The 20,737-nt window shown below is 66.3% G+C and carries 20 protein-coding genes and 1 tRNA gene; 13 read left to right on the top strand and 8 right to left on the bottom strand.

Translation table 11 applies throughout. From position 1 onward, the window contains the following. Nucleotides 1–110: 110 nt before the first annotated feature. The gene (locus ACFQ4E_RS01550) at nt 111–944 is read right to left on the bottom strand and encodes a hypothetical protein (RefSeq protein WP_386801161.1); all 834 of its coding nucleotides are present in this window, start codon (nt 942–944) and stop codon (nt 111–113) included. Nucleotides 945–1,152: 208 nt separating this feature from the next. Here ACFQ4E_RS01550 and uvrB point away from each other — a divergent pair, with 208 nt between their 5' ends. The 4 genes from uvrB to ACFQ4E_RS01570 all read left to right on the top strand — a co-directional run bounded on the left by uvrB (nt 1,153) and on the right by ACFQ4E_RS01570 (nt 4,921). Continuing rightward, complete coding sequence (gene uvrB, locus ACFQ4E_RS01555; protein WP_386801162.1) at nt 1,153–3,354, top strand: excinuclease ABC subunit UvrB; 2,202 nt, start codon at nt 1,153–1,155, stop codon at nt 3,352–3,354. 51 nt (nt 3,355–3,405) lie between these two features. After that, nucleotides 3,406–3,807, top strand: coding sequence for a hypothetical protein (locus ACFQ4E_RS01560; RefSeq protein ID WP_386801163.1), 402 nt, complete (start codon nt 3,406–3,408; stop codon nt 3,805–3,807). 3 nt (nt 3,808–3,810) lie between these two features. Next, nucleotides 3,811–3,942, top strand: a complete 132-nt coding sequence (locus ACFQ4E_RS01565; protein ID WP_386801164.1) for a hypothetical protein — start codon at nt 3,811–3,813, stop codon at nt 3,940–3,942. 145 nt (nt 3,943–4,087) lie between these two features. Next, the gene (locus tag ACFQ4E_RS01570; protein ID WP_386801165.1) at nt 4,088–4,921 is read left to right on the top strand and encodes a 2OG-Fe(II) oxygenase; all 834 of its coding nucleotides are present in this window, start codon (nt 4,088–4,090) and stop codon (nt 4,919–4,921) included. A 70-nt stretch (nt 4,922–4,991) separates the two neighbouring features. Here the strand turns inward: ACFQ4E_RS01570 and ACFQ4E_RS01575 are convergent, their stop codons facing one another. Then, nucleotides 4,992–5,273 carry a hypothetical protein gene (locus tag ACFQ4E_RS01575; protein ID WP_386801166.1) on the bottom strand — a complete coding sequence of 94 codons (282 nt, stop codon included), beginning with the start codon at nt 5,271–5,273 and terminating at the stop codon, nt 4,992–4,994. Between the two features lie 242 nt (nt 5,274–5,515). Here ACFQ4E_RS01575 and ACFQ4E_RS01580 point away from each other — a divergent pair, with 242 nt between their 5' ends. Continuing rightward, a complete protein-coding gene (locus ACFQ4E_RS01580; RefSeq protein ID WP_386801167.1) occupies nt 5,516–5,701 on the top strand; it encodes a PLDc N-terminal domain-containing protein in 186 nt (61 codons plus the stop codon). Between the two features lie 81 nt (nt 5,702–5,782). Here ACFQ4E_RS01580 and ACFQ4E_RS01585 read toward each other — a convergent pair whose 3' ends face one another. Both ACFQ4E_RS01585 and ACFQ4E_RS01590 read right to left on the bottom strand, forming a co-directional pair. Continuing rightward, nucleotides 5,783–6,190, bottom strand: a complete 408-nt coding sequence (locus tag ACFQ4E_RS01585; RefSeq protein WP_386801168.1) for a universal stress protein — start codon at nt 6,188–6,190, stop codon at nt 5,783–5,785. A gap of 81 nt (nt 6,191–6,271) precedes the next feature. Then, nucleotides 6,272–6,541, bottom strand: coding sequence for an I78 family peptidase inhibitor (locus ACFQ4E_RS01590; protein ID WP_386801169.1), 270 nt, complete (start codon nt 6,539–6,541; stop codon nt 6,272–6,274). A gap of 89 nt (nt 6,542–6,630) precedes the next feature. Here ACFQ4E_RS01590 and ACFQ4E_RS01595 point away from each other — a divergent pair, with 89 nt between their 5' ends. From ACFQ4E_RS01595 to ACFQ4E_RS01610, 4 genes are all read left to right on the top strand, one after another. Then, nucleotides 6,631–7,014, top strand: a complete 384-nt coding sequence (locus ACFQ4E_RS01595; protein ID WP_386801170.1) for a hypothetical protein — start codon at nt 6,631–6,633, stop codon at nt 7,012–7,014. 361 nt (nt 7,015–7,375) lie between these two features. Beyond that, on the top strand, nt 7,376–8,062 hold the full coding sequence (locus ACFQ4E_RS01600; RefSeq protein WP_386801171.1) for a fumarylacetoacetate hydrolase family protein: 687 nt from the start codon (nt 7,376–7,378) through the stop codon (nt 8,060–8,062). A 92-nt stretch (nt 8,063–8,154) separates the two neighbouring features. After that, entirely contained in the window at nt 8,155–9,384 is a 1,230-nt protein-coding gene (locus ACFQ4E_RS01605; protein WP_386801172.1) for a lytic murein transglycosylase, read from the top strand. Between the two features lie 56 nt (nt 9,385–9,440). After that, a tRNA-Ser gene (locus tag ACFQ4E_RS01610) sits at nt 9,441–9,530 on the top strand. Nucleotides 9,531–9,784: 254 nt separating this feature from the next. Here ACFQ4E_RS01610 and ACFQ4E_RS01615 read toward each other — a convergent pair. From ACFQ4E_RS01615 to ACFQ4E_RS01625, 3 genes are all read right to left on the bottom strand, one after another. After that, entirely contained in the window at nt 9,785–11,047 is a 1,263-nt protein-coding gene (locus tag ACFQ4E_RS01615; RefSeq protein WP_386801173.1) for an O-antigen ligase domain-containing protein, read from the bottom strand. Further along, on the bottom strand, nt 11,044–12,507 hold the full coding sequence (locus tag ACFQ4E_RS01620) for a GumC family protein (RefSeq protein WP_386801174.1): 1,464 nt from the start codon (nt 12,505–12,507) through the stop codon (nt 11,044–11,046). Before ACFQ4E_RS01620 ends, ACFQ4E_RS01615 begins: the two co-directional genes overlap by 4 nt. Nucleotides 12,508–12,610: 103 nt before the next feature. Next, the gene (locus tag ACFQ4E_RS01625; protein WP_386801175.1) at nt 12,611–13,237 is read right to left on the bottom strand and encodes a response regulator; all 627 of its coding nucleotides are present in this window, start codon (nt 13,235–13,237) and stop codon (nt 12,611–12,613) included. Nucleotides 13,238–13,493: 256 nt separating this feature from the next. On the opposite strand from ACFQ4E_RS01625, the gene ACFQ4E_RS01630 reads away from it, so the two are divergent. The 3 genes from ACFQ4E_RS01630 (at nt 13,494) to ACFQ4E_RS01640 (ending at nt 18,082) form a co-directional block, all read left to right on the top strand. Continuing rightward, the gene (locus ACFQ4E_RS01630) at nt 13,494–14,879 is read left to right on the top strand and encodes a WecB/TagA/CpsF family glycosyltransferase (RefSeq protein ID WP_386801176.1); all 1,386 of its coding nucleotides are present in this window, start codon (nt 13,494–13,496) and stop codon (nt 14,877–14,879) included. Nucleotides 14,880–15,024: 145 nt separating this feature from the next. After that, nucleotides 15,025–15,549 (top strand): molybdopterin-dependent oxidoreductase, encoded by a 525-nt coding sequence (locus ACFQ4E_RS01635; RefSeq protein ID WP_386801177.1) that lies wholly within the window; start codon nt 15,025–15,027, stop codon nt 15,547–15,549. Nucleotides 15,550–15,604: 55 nt separating this feature from the next. Further along, nucleotides 15,605–18,082: a response regulator gene (locus tag ACFQ4E_RS01640; protein WP_386801178.1), complete on the top strand. Its 2,478-nt coding sequence runs from the start codon at nt 15,605–15,607 to the stop codon at nt 18,080–18,082. 3 nt (nt 18,083–18,085) lie between these two features. Here ACFQ4E_RS01640 and ACFQ4E_RS01645 read toward each other — a convergent pair whose 3' ends face one another. Then, nucleotides 18,086–19,303 (bottom strand): polysaccharide biosynthesis/export family protein, encoded by a 1,218-nt coding sequence (locus tag ACFQ4E_RS01645; protein WP_386801179.1) that lies wholly within the window; start codon nt 19,301–19,303, stop codon nt 18,086–18,088. 198 nt (nt 19,304–19,501) lie between these two features. Between ACFQ4E_RS01645 and ACFQ4E_RS01650 the strand changes: the two genes are divergently transcribed. Then, the gene (locus ACFQ4E_RS01650) at nt 19,502–20,737 is read left to right on the top strand and encodes an oligosaccharide flippase family protein (RefSeq protein WP_386801180.1); all 1,236 of its coding nucleotides are present in this window, start codon (nt 19,502–19,504) and stop codon (nt 20,735–20,737) included.

Genomic DNA, 20,737 nt, shown 5'->3' on the forward strand with positions numbered 1-20,737 from the left:
CGCGTCCCGCTTGAACTCATCGCTGAACTTGCTGCTGCTCATCATGGCCTCCTTGCCTCAAAATTAGCGAAGAAGGCGTCCACGATACACGGGGCTATTCAATCGGGTCCTCAGACGCGGCCCTCGGCGACGGCGCGGGCGCGAGCGCGCAGCACGATTTCCGACAGTTCGGTCAATTCCTCGACCAGGCGGGACGGCGCGCCCGCGGTGCTGAAGCCGCGCAGGATCGCCTCGGAGAGCTGGCGCGGGTCGGCATCGGTGCGGGAGATGAGCGCCATGAGGGCCTCGATCACGTCCCAGCCGCGCGGTTTCGCGTCACAGGCGTCGAAGCGCTGCGCTGCGACCGACCCGCAGCGCGTCAGAACGAGATTGTCGATCCGCGCGGCGGTGCCGCCCAGGGACACGGAGCGGACCGGGATGGCTTTGAGGCTGCACCAGGCTTCGGCCAGGGTGCGCTGGTCGAAGCCGCCCGGGAAGGCCATGAGGTGATCGCCCCAGCTGTCCGCCACCTGCTGGCGCGGCGCCACCGCGTCGAAGCGCGCGAGCCAGTCGCCCAGTTGCTCGGCAATCGCGAGCGGATCGGCCGTGGCGAGCGCTGTCGTGACGCTCTGGCCCAGCGGCTTGCGCGTGATCAGAAGGCCGATGGCGTCGAGCCCCAGGAGATAGCGCGGCGCACCGAACCAGCCGTCGAGGTAGCGCAGCACGTCGCGGTCGCGGCGATAGGCCTTGCGATCGCAGGGGCGGAACATCCGGTAGGCGCGGATGGCCCAGCGCGTCTGCCCGAACTCGAAGCGGAGTTCGCAGGTTCTGGGCGCGTCGAGCGCGGTTTCGACGCGCTCGACGGCCAGATGAGAGACGTCGGAAGAAACGATGCGGAAAAGCGGGGCGGCGAAACGCGCCAGCACGAATTTGCGTGCTGCGCCGCCGTCAAAGACATAGGTCATGACGATATCCTTTGGTGCCGGACGACCCCGGATCACAATGGAGAGCTGAGGAGGAGCGCCCTTTCTGGGCAGCGGGGACATCGTTCTTGAACCCAAGGAAACCTTCCCGGGGAAATGCGGCGGTGATGTGGCGGCAGGGTGGCTTTCGCGCGGCGCTTGACCCGAGGCACCGGCGACCGCACATGGAACAGACCCGCCGGAGATCGACATGCACAACAACCGCCCCGACCAGATGCCGCAGATCCTGCACGCGCCCGCGCCCGACGTGGCGCTGCGCGAAAAGCTCGAGGGCGGTCAGCGCTTCGTGATGAAGACCAGTTTCGCGCCCGCGGGCGACCAGCCGGCCGCGATCGCGGAACTCTCCGAAGGGGTGAGGAGCGGCGAGCGCGATCAGGTCCTTCTCGGCGCGACCGGAACCGGCAAGACCTTCACCATGGCCAAGGTGATCGAAGAGACCCAGCGCCCCGCGATCATCCTCGCGCCCAACAAGACGCTGGCGGCGCAGCTCTACGGCGAGTTCAAGAGCTTCTTTCCGGAGAACTCGGTCGAGTATTTCGTGAGCTATTACGACTACTACCAGCCCGAAGCTTACGTGCCTCGCTCGGACACCTATATCGAGAAAGAGAGCCAGATCAACGAACAGATCGACCGGATGCGCCACTCGGCCACCCGCGCCCTTCTGGAGCGTGACGACGTCATCATCGTGGCCTCGGTCTCCTGCATCTATGGCATCGGCTCGGTCGAAACCTACGGGGCGATGACGCAGGACCTCTTCACCGGCAAGGAATACGATCAGCGCAAGGTCATGGCCGATCTGGTGGCGCAGCAATATCGCCGCAACGACCAGGCCTTCCAGCGCGGCTCGTTCCGGGTGCGCGGCGATGTGCTCGAGGTCTTTCCGGCCCACCTCGAAGATCGCGCCTGGCGCTTCAGCTTCTTCGGGGAAGAGCTTGAATCTATTACCGAGTTCGATCCGTTGACAGGCGAGAAGACCGGCAGTTTCGACCGCATCCGCATCTATGCCAACAGCCATTACGTCACGCCGCGCCCGACGCTCAACCAGGCCGTGATCAACATCAAGAAGGAGCTGCGGCAGCGGCTCGATCAGCTTGTCGGCGAAGGCAAGCTCCTCGAGGCGCAACGTCTCGAGCAGCGCACCAATTTCGATATCGAGATGCTCGAGGCCACCGGCTCCTGCAACGGCATCGAGAACTATTCCCGCTACCTGACCGGCCGCGCCCCCGGCGAGCCGCCGCCCACGCTGTTCGAATTCATCCCCGACAATGCCATTGTTTTCGCGGATGAATCCCACGTGTCGGTGCCTCAGATCGGCGGCATGTATCGGGGCGACTACCGGCGGAAATTCACCCTGGCCGAGCACGGGTTCCGTCTGCCTTCCTGCATGGACAACCGCCCGCTCAAGTTCGAGGAATGGGACGCGATGCGACCGCAATCGGTCTTCGTTTCGGCCACCCCGGCGGCTTGGGAGCTGGAGCAGACGGGCGGCGTCTTTACCGAGCAGGTCATTCGCCCCACAGGCCTTCTCGATCCGCAGGTCGAGATCCGGCCCGTCGAGATGCAGGTCGACGATCTTCTGGACGAGATCCGGCGCGTCGCGGCCGACGGCTTCCGCACCCTCTGCACCGTGCTGACCAAGCGCATGGCCGAGGACCTGACGGAGTATCTGCATGAGCAGGGCATCCGCGTGCGCTACATGCACTCCGACATCGATACCATTGAACGGATTGAGATTTTGCGCGACCTGCGTCTCGGCGCGTTCGACGTTCTGGTGGGTATCAACCTGCTGCGCGAGGGCCTCGACATTCCCGAATGCGGGCTGGTCGCGATCCTCGATGCCGACAAGGAAGGGTTCCTGCGCTCCGAGACCTCGCTGATCCAGACCATCGGACGCGCCGCGCGGAATGCCGAGGGTCGCGTCATCATGTATGCAGACCGCATCACCGGCTCGATGGAACGCGCCATCGCCGAGACCGATCGCCGCCGCGAGAAACAGATCGCCTATAATGAAGAATACGGCATAACCCCAGAGACCGTCAAGAAAAACGTCGAGGACATCCTCGCGGGCCTCTACCAGGGCGATGTCGACATGAACCGCGTGACCGCCAAGATCGACGACGCGCGGCAGGGCTCGAATCTCCAGGCGGTGCTGGAAGGGTTGCGGACCGATATGCGCAAGGCGGCGGAGAACCTCGAGTTCGAGGAAGCCGCGCGGCTGCGCGACGAGGTCAAGCGGCTCGAGGCCGTGGACCTTGCGGTGTCGGACGATCCGCTCGCGCGGCAGCAAGCGGTCGAGAAAGCGTCAGCAGAAGCCGTGAAATCGAAGGGACGGTCCACCGCCGGACGTCCAGGTCAGCGCGGCGGAAACGTGCAGCGTCGCAAGAAGCGGTAACGCTATCTCAACACATCTCTGCCAGCTTCGGATCGGGGCAAAGGAGACGGTGTGAAGTACCTGACGTTTTTCGCGGTGGCGCTTGTAGCGGCCTTGACCGCCGGGGCTGCGGCGGCCGCTTTCGAGACCCGGACGCTCTTTTCGCACAAGGCGTGGCTGGTCGAGATGACCCATGACACCTCGGACGGCAATCTGTGGTGCGCGGCGCGGACAACCAACCGCTATGGTCAAACGCTGAGCCTGACATCCTACGGACATGGATCGCTGTCTCTGTTTGTCTTCGACGGAAGTTGGAGCCTGCGTCCGCGACCGGTCCGGTTCCTGGTCGATGTCGATTACGACCGCTGGGTGATCGACGGCAACGCGGGTGAGATCAGCGTATCGATGAGGCTGCCCGACGCAGCGAAATCGGTCGAGTTTCTGGACCAGATCGCCGAGGGACGCGCGGTCTAGGTGATGAACCAGGACGAGCGCCGGATCGCGACCTTCACTCTTGCGGGTTCGAAAGCCGCGTTGCTGAAACTGATGGACTGCGGCCGGTCCATCGCGCCGGACGACCCGTTCACCAGCCGCGCCGACCCGTTCTGACGGTCTCGGACAGCGGGCAGTTTCAGGAGGATCTGCCGAAACACCACAGAGTTATTGTTTCCGCGACGGCGTATTTCTCGAATCCTCAAGCCGCGTAAACTGCCGCGGTCCGATGCGTCGGACTGTGGTTGCGAAAGGTATTCTTATGTCGGTCATTTCTCTGGACCCCGAAACGCTCAAGATGGATGTCGCTACGGCCAAGGCGGCCGGTGCCGCGGCGGGGGACGCCTACCGATCCCGCGCGCCCTACCCCTATGGCAGTTTCGAGGATTTCCTGCCCGAAGAGGTGATCGAGAAGGTTCGCGCCGAGATGGCGCAACTGCCCGAAGCGGAAAGCAGCTTCGACCGACCGCAGGAAAAGCTGAAGACCTCGTACCTGCCCGAGCGCCTGCCTCCCTATACCCGCTCGGTGTTCTACGCGCTGAACTCCCGTCCGTTCCTGCTGTTTCTCGAGCAGCTGACCGGCATCCAGGGCCTGATCCCCGATCCGTATTTCGCCGGCGGCGGCATCCACGTGGTCGCCAATGGCGGCCATCTCGATATCCATGCCGACTTCAACCACAACCAGAAGCTCAACCTCGAGCGTCGGCTGAACGTGCTGATCTATCTCAACAAGGACTGGAAAGCCGAATATGGCGGGTCCTTCGAGATCTGGAACACCGACATGACCGAGAAGGTCGAGAGCTTCGTGCCGCTCTACAACCGGATGGTCTGCTTCAACACCGGCTCCGACACTTGGCACGGCAATCCCGAGACGGTGAACCATCCCGAGGGGCAGCCGCGCATGTCGATGGCCCTCTATTACTACACCGCGACCTGGAGCGCGGATCGCAAGTCGCACACCACGCTCTTCAAGCCGCGCCCCGGAACGAAGGACCAGGCGGATCGGCAGACCAAGCGGCGTGAAATTCTCGAGGATGTTCTGCCGCCGGTCGTCTTTCGCAAAGTGATAGGCCGTTTGAATCGGCTCGGCTTCTGAATGGAAAAAAGGGCACCGCCGACGGTCGGCGATGCCCTTTCCAGCCCCAAGGGCCATGTCTTGGACGAAATTATTCGCCGGCGGGTTGCACGTCGATCGACGGCACTTCCACGTCGACCTCTTCGCTCTCGACGCTCACGTCCACATCGGGAACGGTGACCTGTTCCGTCTCGGTGCCGACCTCGATCGAGCCGACATCCGCGTCCACCTCGGGCATCTGTCCGCCTTCGACGCTGACATCGACGTCAGGCAGTTCGGCTTCCTGGGTGACGTCCACGTCGATCATGTAGAACGCGAAGAACGCGACGAGCAGGACAACGATGGCCCCGACGATAAGTGTACCTTTTTTCATCTCTATTCCCTTCAATTCCATTCGCGCATATCCGGAACATTCTGCTCACGGCAGGCGGCGCTGTTGGGGTGGAAACCTTTGAGAGCGGTCCTGGTTCCGATCTCGCCCGAGACCGCCTCCAGATGTGGATCGAGAGACACGAAATCCCGACCCGAGACACATTCGGTGGAATCCGTGGAACAAATTACAGTCCTGAGTGGTTTTGCCGCCAACAACCATAAAGCACCTTTTGGAGACACCTTATGGAATACGGCATCTTCGGACTGATTATCCTCGTCCTCGACATCTACGCCATCTACCAGGTCCTGACCTCCGGCGCGTCCACGCTCGCCAAGCTCATCTGGACCCTCGTGATCATCATCCTGCCGGTTCTGGGCTTCATCGCCTGGCTGATCGCCGGACCGCGCGGCGGCAAAGCCCGGATCTGATCGGCGCTGAACAGCACATCACACGACAAGAAACGGCGCGGGCCTCAAAGGGCCCGCGCCGTCTTCGTTTGAAAACCCGGATCAGCGGATGACGTGAACCGAACAGGGTGCGTGTCGGACGACGCGTCCGGCGGTCGACCCGATCACCCAGTCCTGGAGCCCGGGCTTGTGCGAGCGCAGCACCACGAGATCGACGCCATCCTCCTTGATGCGATCAAGAATGGTGTTGGGCGCATGCCCCGTGACGACGTCGAGTTTCACGTCAGGCGCATCGGCCAGCAAGCCTTTGAGCTCTTTCTCGACGTTCTCGCGGGTCTCCGCGAAAATCGCCTCGGGCAGTTCCGCGGCGACGTAGATCGGGACCGCTTCGATCACGGCGATCACGGTGATGCTCGCGCCCGGATCGGCCAGCTTGCGGGCCACCTCGAGCGCGGGCGCGAGCGCCTCGGAATGGTCGGGGGCAACGGGCAGAAGAATGGTCTTGGACATTGGGGTCTCCTTTCACCGCCGAGAATGCGGCAAGTGTGGTCGGGAGCGCCTTGATTTATGTCAGGTCCGCCGACGCTCGGGTCAGCCGCAGAACAGGCGCGTGATCACGCCAAACTCGTCAAGCTCTATGTTCAGCCGCTCGGGCCGGTAGTCCATCGTCATCGCACTCCCCGGAGGCAGGATACGGGTGTTGAGCTCTGCCGGCAACGTGACCGCGGCGAGCGGCGCGCCGACCAGCGATGTGTAGTCCGAGGCGCGGCACAGATCCTCGGTATCCGGGTTGGTCGCGCCATCGGTGCAGGACGCCAGAGCGGCGCAGGTCGCGACAAGGGCAAGGATATGTTTCGGCATGGGCGCAGTCTCCGGCTGGTCACGGGGTCGATTTCGGCCCATGCTGCGCTATTATCCTCCCCGTTCCAAGCCTTGCGGAAGTGCCGCTCATGCGCCCTGCCCTCGCCCTTCTTATCCTGCCCCTTCTCGCCGCCTGCGCCAGCCCGATGGAGCGCTGCGTCTCGCAGGCCACCGCGCCGCTGCGCACGGCCGAACGCGATCTGAGCCGGCTCGAGGCCATCCTCGCCCGCGGCTACGCGATCCGCACCAAGGAGATCCCGACCTATCGGCCGGAGCTCTGCCGCGGCGCAGACGGCAAGATCCGGACCTGTTTCGAATGGGACGAGATCGAGATCGAGACGATCGAACGCGTCGACCTCGCCCAGGTCCGCCGCCGCGCCGACGACATCCGCGCGAGATTGCCCGCCCTGCAGGCCTCTGCCGATGCCGGGGCCGCTCAATGCCGCACGCTTCTGGCCGACACAGCCCGCTGACATGACGCAAGCGCCCGCGGTCTGACCCGCGGACGCCCAAGCTTCGGACGGGACAGCTGCCCGCCAGTCGTCAGATCACAGCACGAAGTCTCCAACCCAGTCATCCGACGCGGACGGTGTCCGTTGTGATGAACTTACCCGACAGTGCCGATCACGACGTTACCCAAGTCATCGAAAGGTTGAGTCGTGACCGCTCAAAAAGCGAATTTATCGTCGAAATGCAGCCAGCTACGCGCGCGTGCGGTTCTGACGAAAACTGCCGCTTTCCAAGCACCAACCGCGGATCGACCAACGACCCACCCTGTTCTCGCCAAGGCTTCGTGCTAAGCCACGACCTGTGCCCAGAAGAGAGCCGTCGCCCATGTCCACCGTCTTCTCGCCTCCGCCCGCCCCAACGCTCGCCATTGACGGGAGCGAGCTGCGCTTTCCGGTGCGGCGGCTCTATTGCGTGGGACGGAACTATGCCGCCCATGCCCGCGAGATGGGCAAGGATCCTGATCGCGAGCCCCCGTTCTTCTTCTCGAAGCCCGCCGACGCGGTGGTGGAGAGCGGTCAGGACATCTCCTACCCGCCCCAGACCGCCGATCTGCATCACGAGGGAGAGCTGGCCGTCTGCCTCGGTCATGGCGGTCGAGACGTTTCCGCCGAAGACGCGACGGCCCTGATCTGGGGCTACGCTATCGCCAATGACCTGACGCGCCGCGACATGCAGGCGGAAGCGAAGAAGCTGGGCCGCCCTTGGGATCTGGCCAAGGGCTTCGATCACTCGGCGGCGATCGGTCCCGTTCACCACGCCGACGCCGCAGGGTCGCTCAACCGTGGCGCGATCCGCACCTATGTGAACGGCGCGCTCCGGCAGGACGGCGATCTCTCCGAGATGATCTGGTCGGTGCCCGAGATCATAGCGGCGCTCTCCCGAAGCATCGCGCTTCTCCCCGGAGACGTGATCCTGACCGGCACCCCGGCCGGCGTCGGAGCCCTCGCGCGCGGCGATAGCTGCGCGGTCGAGATCGCCGGGCTCGGTCGGATCGAAAACCGCATCGTCTGATCCGGCGGAGCGCCGCTTGCAGGCGCGCTGCCCCTTGTATGCGCCCGCCCCGCGCGCGAGGGTGTCCCCGAGGCATCATCGGGAGAGCAGGCATGACCCCGTCACGGAGAACCTTCACCCTGGGCGCCGCGGCGCTCTGGCTCACCAGCTGCGGCGGCACGCCGGGCCCCGCGCTCTTGCCCGCGGAGGACCCGACCTTGCGCCCCGCGCCCAATCCCGGCTGGGACGCCTGGGTCGCCGCGTTCCGGTCCCGCGCGCTGGCGTCGGGCATCTCGGCAAGCGTATTTGACAGCGCCTTCGCCCGGGCGGGCTTTCTTCCCGGCGTGGTCGAGCGCGATCGCAAGCAGACCGAGTTTTCCCGCACCCTCGAAGACTACCTCGCGATCACCGCCTCGGAGGACAAAGTGGCGACCGGGCGCGCGGAACTCCGCGCCAACGCCGGGCTCCTGGCCGAGATCGAAGCGCGTTACGGCGTGCCCGCGCGCGTCACCTGCGCGGTCTGGGGGATGGAGAGCAATTACGGCGCGCGGCGCGGCGCGATCCCGGTGATCTCGGCCTGCTCCACGCTCGCCTATGACGGGCGCCGGGGCGCCTTCTTCGAAAGCCAGCTCCTCGCCGCCCTGAAAATCCTGCAGCGCGGAGACACCACGCCCGAGCGGCTCGTCGGCTCCTGGGCCGGGGCGATGGGGCACACGCAATTCATCCCGACGACCTACCAGGCCTACGCGGTCGATTTCCGCGGCGACGGCCGCCGCGACATCTGGTCCGAAGACCCGACCGACGCGCTCGCCTCTGCCGCCGCCTATCTCTCGCGCTCGGGCTGGCAGCGCGGCGCGCCCTGGGGCCAGGAGGTGGTGCTGCCCGCAGGCTTCAATACCGCTCTGGCGGGCCGCGGCCGACGACGGTCGGACTGGTCCTCTCTCGGCGTCCGCTCGGCCACGGGCGGCGCCCTGCCCGGAGGCTCCGCCGCGCTGCTCCTGCCGCAGGGCCCAAACGGTCCCGCCTTCCTGGCCTACCCGAATTTCGACGTCATCCTGCGCTACAACAATTCGGTCAATTACGGGATCGGCGTCGGCTACCTCTCGGACCGGCTCGCCGGAGCGGGCGCCCTGCGCGGGCGCTTCCCGCCAGACGCCAACGGCCTGACGATCGACGACCGCCGCGACCTGCAACGCCGCCTCAGCGCCGCGGGCTTCGACACTGGCGGCAACGACGGCGTGATCGGCTCAAAGACCGAAGCCGCGATCCGCGCCTACGAGACCCGCGCGGGCCTCCCCGTCACCGGTCGCCCCTCGCCCGAATTGCTTGCGCGTCTCCGCTGAGATTTCCGCCCGCCGCCCCTTGCACCCCCGCCACCGCTTCCGGTAAAGCGGTCGGCGGAGAGGTGGCCGAGTGGTCGAAGGCGCACGCCTGGAAAGTGTGTAGGCGGGGAACCGTCTCGAGGGTTCGAATCCCTTCCTCTCCGCCACTTGCCCCCGCGAAAGTGTTCTCCCTATCCGGCTGCGGCCGGATTTTTCATGTCTTTGTCGGAGTTGGAAGACGCTGGCGGAGCGTTGTTATCGATGTCCGACCCGCGCAGAGGACTAGTCGGTTGCGATCGACCAAGTCGAGGCCATCCTAAATCCCAGACGCACGCACTCCAGGAACGGAAAGCTGTCGCTCTTAAAGTTTGATCGACAGCAGCAACTGACACCTGAAGCCCTCTAAGAAATGCCGTGCTATTCAGGCCGACCGCTCCCGCGCCTGCAGGCCCAGCATGATCAGTGCCGGCCAGAGCATGTAGGCCTCGATCTCCAGGTTCTCTCCGAATGACAGCAGCACCAAGGTCATCATGATCCCGAGCGGCAGCGCGCCCTGAGGGCCTCGTGCGGCGTCGATCAGTGCCAGCGCGGTTTGCCACAGGAGCGGCACCAGCAGTGCGAAGAAGCCGACCAGGCCTTTGACGAAAAGAAGGCCGAACCAGGTGTGGTGGCTGCCGATCGGCATGTATTCGACGAGATGCGGTCCGGGATGCACGGTGCCGTGGCCGAACCAGACGGCCTCTTCCCGCCAGCGCTCCTCGGCGATCCGCTGCAAAGTCGCGCGCACGCGGGTGCTGTCGGCGCGGGCGTTCTTGAACCCGTGGACCGCCGTGCCGATGCCTCGCAGGAGCCGGTCGGCAAGGATCGCGGCGACGGCGCTGAGCGCGGCGAGCGCGCCCCAGGCCCATCCCTTGAGGAGGAGCGGCAGAAGGCGCGGGCCGATTGTGCAGGCGCAGAGACCCACCAGTCCCATGCGCGACTTGGACGCGAGGATCATCAGGACGCCGCCCGCGACGCCGGCGGCCAGCCAGCGGCGGTCGCGCTCTTCCAGCGCGAACAACACCATCACCACCCCGAGGAGGGCCGCGAAGGGCGACCAGGGTGCGTAGAACTGCCAGCGCGGCGCCCAGGAGCCAGGATCGAGCGTGTAGAGATAGACGGTGAAATATTCCGGCCCCGGCCCTCCCAGAGCCTTGAGCGGCGAGACGAAGATCGTCTGCGGGAGCCCGATATAGGGCGCGGCCATGAAGATCGGCCAAAGGCAGAGCGTCCACAGGCCGACCACGCATTGCCCCCTGACGAGGATCGCGCGGCGGATCGGCAGGACCGCTCCGATCAGCGGGAAGAGCGCGAGAAGCGCCCAGCCCTTGGCCCAGCCGACGCTCGATTTGATGGTCTTCTTCAGGCCGAGCCCCCAGTCCAGATGACCGACCCAGAGCGCCACGAGCATGGCGAGCATGCCTGCGATCCAGCACCACACGACCGGCGGGATGGAGCCCGTGGCACGCAGATCCTGCCGGATCGCCGGGCCGAGATAGAGCGACAGGAGCGCGAGCCCGCCCAAAAGCCAGCCAAGGACCGGCCCCACGACATAGAGCGCGCCGAGGCCGTAGAGCGGCCAGGTCCAGACCATGGCGGCATAGACCAGCCGTTCGGCAGGGTTTTCGGGCCGGACCGGGCTCATGCAGAAGCCGGGGGCTGCGCGATCAGTCGCGAGATCACGGCCCGCCGCACCCAGCCCAGCGCGAGGCCTATGATCAGCATGAGGCTCGCGGCGACGCCGCCTGCGATCGCAAGCTTGGTGTTGGGCGACGAGGCGCGTTCGGGCAAGGACGGGTCTTCGAGGATCTGGACCAGCGGATAGGACGCGAAGACATCGGCCTTGGTCGATTGCGCCCGGGCGATGGCGGAGGCGAAGACGGCCTCGGCCACGTCGAAGTCGCGCGACAGGTCCTCGAGTTCGGCCGCGAGGGGGGCGAGCGCGTCAAGCCGGGCGCCTTCGGTGTCGAACTCGGAGCGTTTCTCGGCATAGCGTGCCGCGCGCCCCGCGCGCGCGCTGTCCTTCTGGACGAGATCAGCGAGGAGATCGGCGCGCGCTCCGTCCGGCGCGAGATCGAGAGCGGCAAGCGCGTCCGTGGTCAGGCCGGTCAGCGCCTCGCCCCGGCGCATCGCAACCGTGCGCGTGGCGGACACCGCGGCGCTGCTTTCGCGCATCTTGGGGTGGTTTTTCCCGTATTTGGCGCGCGCCTCGACTTCGGCGGTGACCAGGCCCGACAGCTCGGCAAGGCTCGCCATGTACTCGCGGTCGGCGAAGAGCTTGAGCGAGGCGGCCGCCTGGGTCGGCGAGAGCCCGAGCTGGCGGGAGAGAAGGCTGACCTGCTCCTCTGCCTCTCCGAGGTCGGCGGCAAGCTCCGCCAAGGCATCGCGCGCCCTGTCGTGCCGCATGACATGTTCGTTGTACTGCGCCACGGAATAGAGCCCGCTCGTTGCACGAAGCTCCGAGATGGCATCGCGCGTCGCGCGCACGGAGTCGCGATATTCGCCGAGAGCGCCCTCCCGGCCGGTTTCGCGCACCTCCATTTCATCGGAGCGAAGCCGCTCGATCTCGGCGAAGAACGCCGCGAGAAGCGCGTCTCCGCGGGCCTGTGCCGCGCTTGGCGATCCCGCCGTCATCTCGACATGGATGAAGCCGGTCTGGTCGACCAGCTGCACCCGCGGCACACCGAACTCGGTGCGCCGGAGCGACAGCGCGTCGGCCGCCGCCGCGATCACCCGGTCCGCGCCGATCAGGCGTTTGTAGGTCTCGGTCGGACTGATGGAGCTGCTGGAATAGGCCGAACTGGCGAAGGACGACGCCTGCCCGATATCGGCGAGGTTGACCGAGGCGGACACGCCGGAGCCCGGGAGGATGAGCGACGCGGTGCTGGTGAAGCTCGGCGGGGTGGTCTTGAGATAACCGGTGATGGGCGCCCAGACGCTTGCGAGGCCCAGGAACAGGAACCCCGCGTAGCGTGGCAGCCGGCCGGCATCGCCGAGCCGTCCACCAAGGAACAACCGGCTCGGGCGCAACGCGCGAAACGGCTGCCGGATCAGCGCGAAGCGACCGGGTGTCGGGCGCTGTGGAATGTCGGTGGCGAGTGTCATGGGCAAACTCCTTCGCCCATGCTTTAGCGCCGATGGCGCCTCTGAAGCTTCCGCGCAGCGGCACATCGCGCCGCGTATCGGGAGCGTCACCTATCCTTTGGGATTAGGCGCCCGAGAAGATCTCCTCTTCCTTGGCGAGAAGCGCCGCCTGCGTGCGGTTTTTCACGTCGAGCTTTCGGAAGAGCGTCTTCATGTGCAGCTTGATCGTCGGTTCGGTCAGGTCGAGATCGCGCGCGATCTCCTTGTTGGACTTGCCTTCGTAGACCCCGCGCAAGACGTCGATTTCGCGTGGAGAGAGGGTCTTGGCCAGAGGATGCGACAGCTCGCCATCGTTCCCCGTCATGAAGGCGATCGGCGCGTATTGCTCGCCCATCGCCATGAACTTGATCGCGGAGACAAGCGATTTCGCCGCCAGTGTCTTGGGCACGAACCCCGCCGCGCCCATCGCCAGCGCCTTCTCCGCGATGTCGCGCGACGCCTCGCCCGAGATCAGGCCGACCCGCTGGTCGCCCCCGGAAAGCTTCTGCGCCTTCTCGAGGGTTTCGAGCCCGCGCATGCCGGGCATCTTGAAATCCAGCAGGATCAGATCGTAGCGCGGCTCGCTTTCGATCTTCTTGCACGCATCGGGGAAATTCGCGGCGGTCTCGACCTCGATGCCGCCCTCGATCTTGAGATAGGACACGATCATGTCGCGCAGCATGTCGTGATCGTCTGCAATCAAAATTCTCAAAGCTAGATCCTGCCTGGCTCGCGGAAACGGATCTTCTATCCTTCGCAACCTTGACCGGATCAAGGCGGCGCTATCCGGAATTGTGCCACGCGGCTACGCGCAAGGATAGCGCCCTGCCCGCATTCTCTGGAATTGGTGTTCCTTCGGCACCCCTTCGCTCCGCTTGTCCCGGTCGGTCGGCTTTCGCCCGACTGCCGCGAGAGGACCGGCTGACGCACAACATGGTCATCTGCTCCCTCAATCGAAGGCACCGACCATGAAACACGATTTCCGCTTCTCCCCGGCGGCTCCCGCCATCTCCTCCGACACCCCGCGGCTCGAGAACGCCAGTGTCATGGGCCTTCCCCTGGTCCGCGCCAGCTCGGACGAGACCATCCGCGCGCTTCTGTCGGGCCCGGGCGGGCCGGTCTATTTCGTCAACGCCCATTGCGTGAACGAGCGCGCCCGCTCGGACGCCTATGCCCGGGCGCTCGGGCGTGCGACGGCGCTTCTGCCGGACGGCATCGGGATCGAACTGGCCGCCCGGATGGAGGGTGCCCGCCTCGGCGACAATCTCAACGGCACCGATTTCGTCCCGCGCCTGCTGAAAGCCGCCGCGATGCGGGGTCAGTCGGTGTTCCTGTTCGGCGGCACGCCGGGCACCGCCGAGGCGGCGGCGCGCGCGCTCTGTCGGCAAATCCCCTATCTGCGCATTGCCGGGACCCGCGACGGCTACGAGGGGGCCGCCGATGACGACGCCGCGATTGCCGCGATCAACCGCTCGGGCGCGGATATCCTGCTCGTCGCGATGGGCGTGCCGAAGCAGGAGCTCTGGCTCGACCGCAACAGCGCCTCGCTCGCGCCGCGTCTGCAGCTCGGCGTCGGTGCGCTGTTCGATTTCCTCGCCGGGAATGTCCGTCGCGCGCCGGTCAAGCTGCGCAAAGCCCGGATGGAGTGGGCGTGGCGGCTGGCCATGGAGCCGCGGCGCATGGCCAAGCGGTATCTCTGGGGCAATATCGCCTTCCTCGCCCGCGCGGCGCACCATGCCTACACCCCGAAGGATTGGGCCGGTGTCGGCAAGCGCGCGCTCGATGTCACGCTGGCCGGAGGCGCGCTCCTGTCGATGCTGCCGCTCTTTCTGGCGACCGTGGCGGCGATCAAGCTCGACAGCCGGGGCCCCGCCTTCTTCCGCCAGGTTCGCGTCGGGCGCGATGGCAAACCGTTCGAAATGCTGAAATTCCGCTCCATGCATCTCGACGCCGAGGCGCAACGGGCGGCCCTTCTGGCCACCTCCGACCGGAGCGGCGTCTGCTTCAAGTCGCGCAACGACCCGCGCATCACCCGCGTCGGCCGACTGCTCCGCCGCTACTCGATCGACGAGTTGCCGCAGATCATCAACGTGCTGCGCGGCGAGATGTCGATCGTGGGGCCGAGACCGGCCCTGCCCTCGGAGGTCGCCGCCTATCCGCCCCGCGCGCTCGCGCGGCTCGCGGTCAAGCCCGGCCTGACCGGCATCTGGCAGGTCTCGGGACGCGCTGATATCGGCTTCGACAAGATGGTGGACATGGATATCGCCTATGCGCGCTCGCGCTCGACGCTCCTTGATCTGATCCTGATCGCGCTGACCTTCCGCGCCGTCCTCTCCGGGCGCGGCGCGTATTGAACCCAAGCCAAACCTATCCGTCGGGATAGGCGCCTATCCTTTCCCCCGAGCGCCTATCCCGACACCCGGCCGATCCTCCCTTAGCGCAGGTGAGACCGGACTGGTCTCCTGTCATTGCTCCCTCATGCGAGACAGGAGACCTGATATGCCCCACGCCACATCGCTTCGCGCCGCCGCCTTGGCCCTTGGCCTTGCCCTGACCGGCCTCGGCCTTCCCGTCGCGGCCGAGCCGCTGCCCGCGCCCGAAGGTCCGGTCGTCCTGACCGTCCGCGGGGCGATCTCCTCGACCAATGGCGACGATGCCGCCGCGTTCGACATGGAGATGCTGCGCGCGGTCGGAGAGCGGAGCTTCGAGACCAGCACGATCTGGACCGACGGGACCCACAGCTTCACAGGCGTCTCGCTCGACGCGCTTCTGGCCGCGGTCGGAGCCGAGGGCACCACGATCAAGGCGACGGCGCTGAACGACTACGCCGTCGAGATCCCCGTGTCCGACGCGATCCCGGACGGCCCCATCATCGCCTACGAAATGGACGGGGCCCAGATGTCGCGCCGGGACAAGGGACCGCTCTGGGTGATCTATCCGTTCGACAGCACCGACAGCTATCGCAGCGAGACGGTCTACTCGCGGAGCATCTGGCAACTCGACAGGATCGAGATCCTCGACTAGCCCGGACCGGACCCGTCGGGTCCTCCCAGTCGTGCCCCAGTCGAGACGCCAGATCATGCCAACAGGACCACGCTCGCTCCCCCGCCCGCTGATCCTCGCATCGGTGACGGTCCTCTGCGTGATGGGCATCGGCATTCTCGTCGAGGACGTCCGGACCGAGCTCAAGCTTCTGAACTCGGCCACCTCGGACAACGCGCAGTGGACGCTGTCGCAAGCGGATGTCGAGTTCCTGGAGCTGCAGGGCGCGGTCGACGACCTGGCCTATGGCGACGAGCGCGCCATCGCCCAGTCCCGGCTCGAGTTCGACATCTTCTACAGCCGGATCGCGATGCTGTCGCGCAGTTCGCTCTACGGCGAATTGCTCGACCAGCGGGACTATGCCTCGGCGCTCTCCACGATATCGGCGTCGCTGGACGAGATCGCCCAGCTGATCGACCAGCCGGACAGCGCGCTTGTCGCCGACGCGGCGGCGCTCCAACAGAGCGTCGACGCGCTCAGGCCCGCGGTGCGCGAGCTGACCACCTCGGGACTGGCGCAGATCACGGCCCTGTCGGACGCGCGCCGACACTCCTTTGCCGATACGCTCTACCGGCTTGCGATGGTGCTGACCGTCTTCGTGCTCGCGCTGGCTCTCATGGCGATCTACTCCTCGGCCAAGAGCCGCGAGACCCGCCGCCGCGAGCTGGAGCTCGGATCGGCCTATGCGCGGCTCAACACGGTGATCGGCACATCGCTCGACGGTGTGATCGTGACCGACATGTCGGGCTCCATTCTCGACTTCAACCCCGCCGCCGAGCAGATCTTCCGCCGCCGCGCCCAAGACGTTCTGTGCCAACCGATCGGCGACGTCATCGTGCCGCCTCATCTGCGCGCGGCCCACAACGCGGGCATGGCGCGCATGGCGCAAAACGGCGAGATGCGGGTCGTGGGCCAGGGACGCGTTCAGTTGGAGGGCATGCGCTCGGACGGCTCGCTCTTTCCCGTCGAGCTTGCGCTGCAGACAGCCGAGGCCGAAGGCACGCGGCTCATCGTGGCCTTCCTGCGCGACATCTCGGCCCAGGTCGCCGCCGAGCAGGCGCTCGTCGATGCGCGCGACCACGCGCTTGCCGGGGAAAAGGCGAAATCCGATTTCCTCGCGGTGATGACGCATGAGATCCGCACACCGCTGAACGGTGTCCTGGGCTTCCTGGGGCTCCTGAAGAACACGCCGCTCTCCGCCAAGCAGGAAGACTACGTGAAGAAGATGGCGATCTCCGGCGACATCCTGATGCAGCATGTCGACTCGGTCCTCGATATCGCCCGGATCGAGACCGGCAAGATGCGGTTCACCCAGGAACGTGTGCATCTCGGTCAGCTCGTGAAGGATCTCGTCGACAGCCAGACCAGCGCAGCGGCGCGAAACGGAAACACGCTGAGCTGGGTCTGGGTCGGCGAGCCGCTCGACTGGATCTGGATCGATCCGATGCGGCTGAAGCAAATCCTGCTCAACATCGTCGGCAATGCCATCAAGTTCACCCGCAACGGCACGATCAGCGTCGAGCTCGAGCAGGAGCTGACCGATGCGCCCAACCCAGTCGTGATGTTCCGCGTGATAGATACCGGCACCGGGATCGGCGAGGACGAGCAGGAGCGCATCTTCGAGGATTTCCACACCTCGGACACGGGCTTCGACCGCGCGGTGGGCGGAACCGGCCTCGGCCTCGGTATTGCCAAGCGCCTGGTCGACGCGCTGGGCGGCGAGATCGGCGTCGAAAGCGATCCCGGCGAAGGCAGCGTCTTCTGGGTGCAGCTTCCCGTGCGCGAAGCGGCCGCTCCGCAGACACCTGTCGTAGATCGCCGCGCGCAGCCTCGGAGCGAGGCGCGCAAGATCCTCGTCGTCGAGGATAACGAGATCAACCGGCATCTCGTTCGCGAGACGCTCGAAGGCTTCGGTCATCGGGTCTGGGAGGTCGAGAACGGCGAGGATGCCATCGAGATCGCCGGACGCGAACGCTTCGACCTGATCCTGATGGATATCTCGATGCCGGTGATGGACGGGCTGCAAGCCACCCGTCGGATCCGCGAGGATCACGGCGCGTCCTACAACGTGCCGATCATCGCGCTGTCGGCCAATGTCCTGCCAGAAGCCCAGAAGCGCTTCATAGAAGCCGGAATGACCGCCTATATCGGAAAGCCGTTCGAGCAGGACGAGCTGCGGGCGCTGATCGCCCGCTATACCGAGGATGCCGGCGATCCCGTGTCGGTGTCGGACGCCGCGCCCGATCCGAGAGAGAAGATCCGTGCCAAGTTCCACGCCGCGTTCCAGAAGGAGCTGATCGAGTTCTCCGACTGGCTGGCGGGCGAGCCCGAGGACCTCGAGGAGGTCGCCTTTCGCAGCCACAAGCTCGCCGGTGGCGCGGGCGCGTTCGAAGCGCACGAGCTGCGCGAGGCTCTGGTCTCCGTCGAGGAGGCTGCGCGCAGCGGCGACCGGCAGGCCATCGTCGACCGGGTGGCCGCCGCGCTGCCGCTCATCGCTTCTGAGACAGCGCGATAGACCCTATTCGAAAACGAGGCTGGCGGCTCCGACGATGCCCAGGACCCGCCCGACCTCGGCGATATTGGTCACCGCGCTGTCGTAGCAGGCAATCGCATCCCCGGGCAGCAGGTAGGGGTCGTAATCGTCGCGGTCCGGGCGACGCAGCATGTCCTCGATGTCGCGCTCGATCACCGTCGACACACCGGTGACCGGGTTGCGGGTGAAGAGCACAGCCGAGCGGCTTGCGCTGGTGGCCCGTGATCCGCCGACGCAATTGGCATCGACTACCGCCTGCATGAATCGGGTGCCCCAAGGGATCTCGCGCACGTCGCGCCCGATGGCCGAGGAAGCGTTGTTGCTGGCAGGCTGGGTGAGGTTCGACAGGAACAGCGACACGCCCGCCGGGCTGACCGGGCTCGGCCGCATCAGGTCGTCCTGGAAGCAGCGCCGGGTCGGCACCACGACCTCGTCCCCCGCCAGGAGCATGATATCGGCCACGCCGACACCTTCGTAGACGCCGCGCAGGTCCAGCCGGTAGCGCGAGCCGCCGCGCACAAGCTCGATGGCCGAGAGATCGGCGTCGGGACGGATGCCGCCGACAGCGCGGATCGCCGCGGCGAGAGAGCGCGCGTCGGTCGAGGCGCCCAATGCCTCCTGGCGCGCGCGGTCGATATCGCCTGCGCGGAGCCCGCCGATCTCGACCGCATGCGGCTCGAACACCGCGCCAGAGACGCCCACCGTCACGCCCGAGAAATCGGCGACCCGGACCGACAGGAGCGGCGCCACGTCGTAGAGCCTCTCGCGCAGAAGCGCGGTGCGAAGCGACCGCTCGACCTCGGCCGGACTGCGGCCCTGGGCCGGAACCGGATCGAGAAACGGAAGCTTCAACGTCCCGTCGCCCGAGACGACATAACGACCGGTCAGAACCTCGTCTTCGCCGATCCGCACGTCCAGCAGATCGTTCCGCGACAGGCGCTCACCAAGGAGCGGCGCGGGGATGGACCCGAACTTGGAGCCCGCCTGCCCTCCCAGGGGCGCCGTACAGGACGCGGCATTGATGCGCGCGGAGTTCAGCACGACCGGTGTTTCGATCCTGGCCGGGGGGGTGCGATACTGCGCCTGGTACCCGCCGCCCTCGGCGACCGGCTCGATGTTCTCGGGCGACCGCGCCGGTCCGCAAGCAAAGAGCGCGGTGCAGCACAGAAGCGGCAACCAGTTCGATCTCTTGAGGCCCGTCACGTCTCTCGCCCGCCTTCCGAAGTCTGTTGCGGGAGCTAGTCCTGGCCAGTCCCGTCCTGCCACGGTTCACCGGGATGGAAACACTATCCTTCCGAATAGTCCACGCTTCTGACACGCCACGGGCTCGACATTCCCGTCCGGGATTTGAATGCCACACAGGGGGTATCAAGGGGGCACACCTGAACAAGGCCCGTGTCCATGCCCCTGTCCGCCTCTCTCGGCTCCCTCGCCCGCAACTTCGCCGCTTATGGCGCGTCCGAGGCAGCCTCCAAGGCATCGCGACTGCTTGTCGTGATCGCCGCCGCGCGCGCTCTGCCACCCGCCGAAATCGGCATCGCCGCGGCGGCACTTGCGACATCCGAGATCCTCAAGGCCCTGACAGAGACCGGCGCGGTGCAACGCATCATCGCGGCCCCCGCCGCCCGGCTCGAGGCGACATGCCTGACCGCGCATCGGTTGGTCTGGGTCTGGTGCCTCGGGCTTTTCCTCGTCCAGATCGCCGTGGCGTTCGTCCTCTGGGCCGTCGGAGGCAGCGTCGCGGTCTCGATCCTCGTGGCGGTTCTCGCCGGAGAGTATCTCTTCATGCCCGGCGGGCTGGTGCAGGCCGGGCTTGCGATGCGCGAGAACAAGCTGCGCCAGGCCGCCGCGATCACCGGGAGCCAGGTCGTGCTCGCCAACATACTGTCGGTTCTCCTGGCCCTGATCTGGCCCTCGGCCCTCGCGCTGATCCTTCCGAAGCTTCTGACCGCGCCGGTCTGGCTCGTCGCCATGCGGCGCCTGCGTCCCTGGCGGCCCGCAGCGGGCGTGGCACCCGCGCCGCTCGCGCCCTTCCTGCGCTTCGGCTGGGCCGTGCTGGCGGTCGAGGTGGTCAAGGCGCTGCGCCTCTACGCCGACAAGCTGGTCGTCGGCCTGCTTCTCGGAGCCGAGGCGCTCGGCCTCTATTTCATGGCCTTCAACGCAGGCCTCAGCCTCTCGAACGCCGTCTCGCAAGCCTTCGCCACGGTGCTCTTTCCGCACCTCCATGCCCATGCGGACCGCGCTGCCGCGCTGCGCGAGAGCATCACCCTGTCGCTCGCGCTGACCGTGCCCGTGGCCTCTGCCCAGTCGCTGCTCGCGCCGGTTTACGTGCCGCTGCTCCTCGGCGCCCAATATGCCGAGCTGAGCAGCGTCGTCGCCCTGCTCTGCCTCGCCGCCATCCCGACGATGATCTGGACCGCGGCCGCCGGCTGGTTGCGGAGCTGCGAACGGCCCGACCTCGAGTTTGCCGTGACCCTCGTTCTCGCCGCGGCGGTGATCCTGAACACTGTCGTCCTGGCGCCGTCGGGCCTTCTCGCCATCGCGCAGGGCTACCTGGCGATCACCGTGCTGATCATGACCGCGGCGTCCCTGCCCGCGCTCGCCACGGCTTTTTCCTTCCGCAACAGGAGCGCGTGA

Origin of the sequence: Litorisediminicola beolgyonensis, assembly GCF_042679605.1 — a bacterium.
GTDB lineage: Bacteria > Pseudomonadota > Alphaproteobacteria > Rhodobacterales > Rhodobacteraceae > Litorisediminicola > Litorisediminicola beolgyonensis.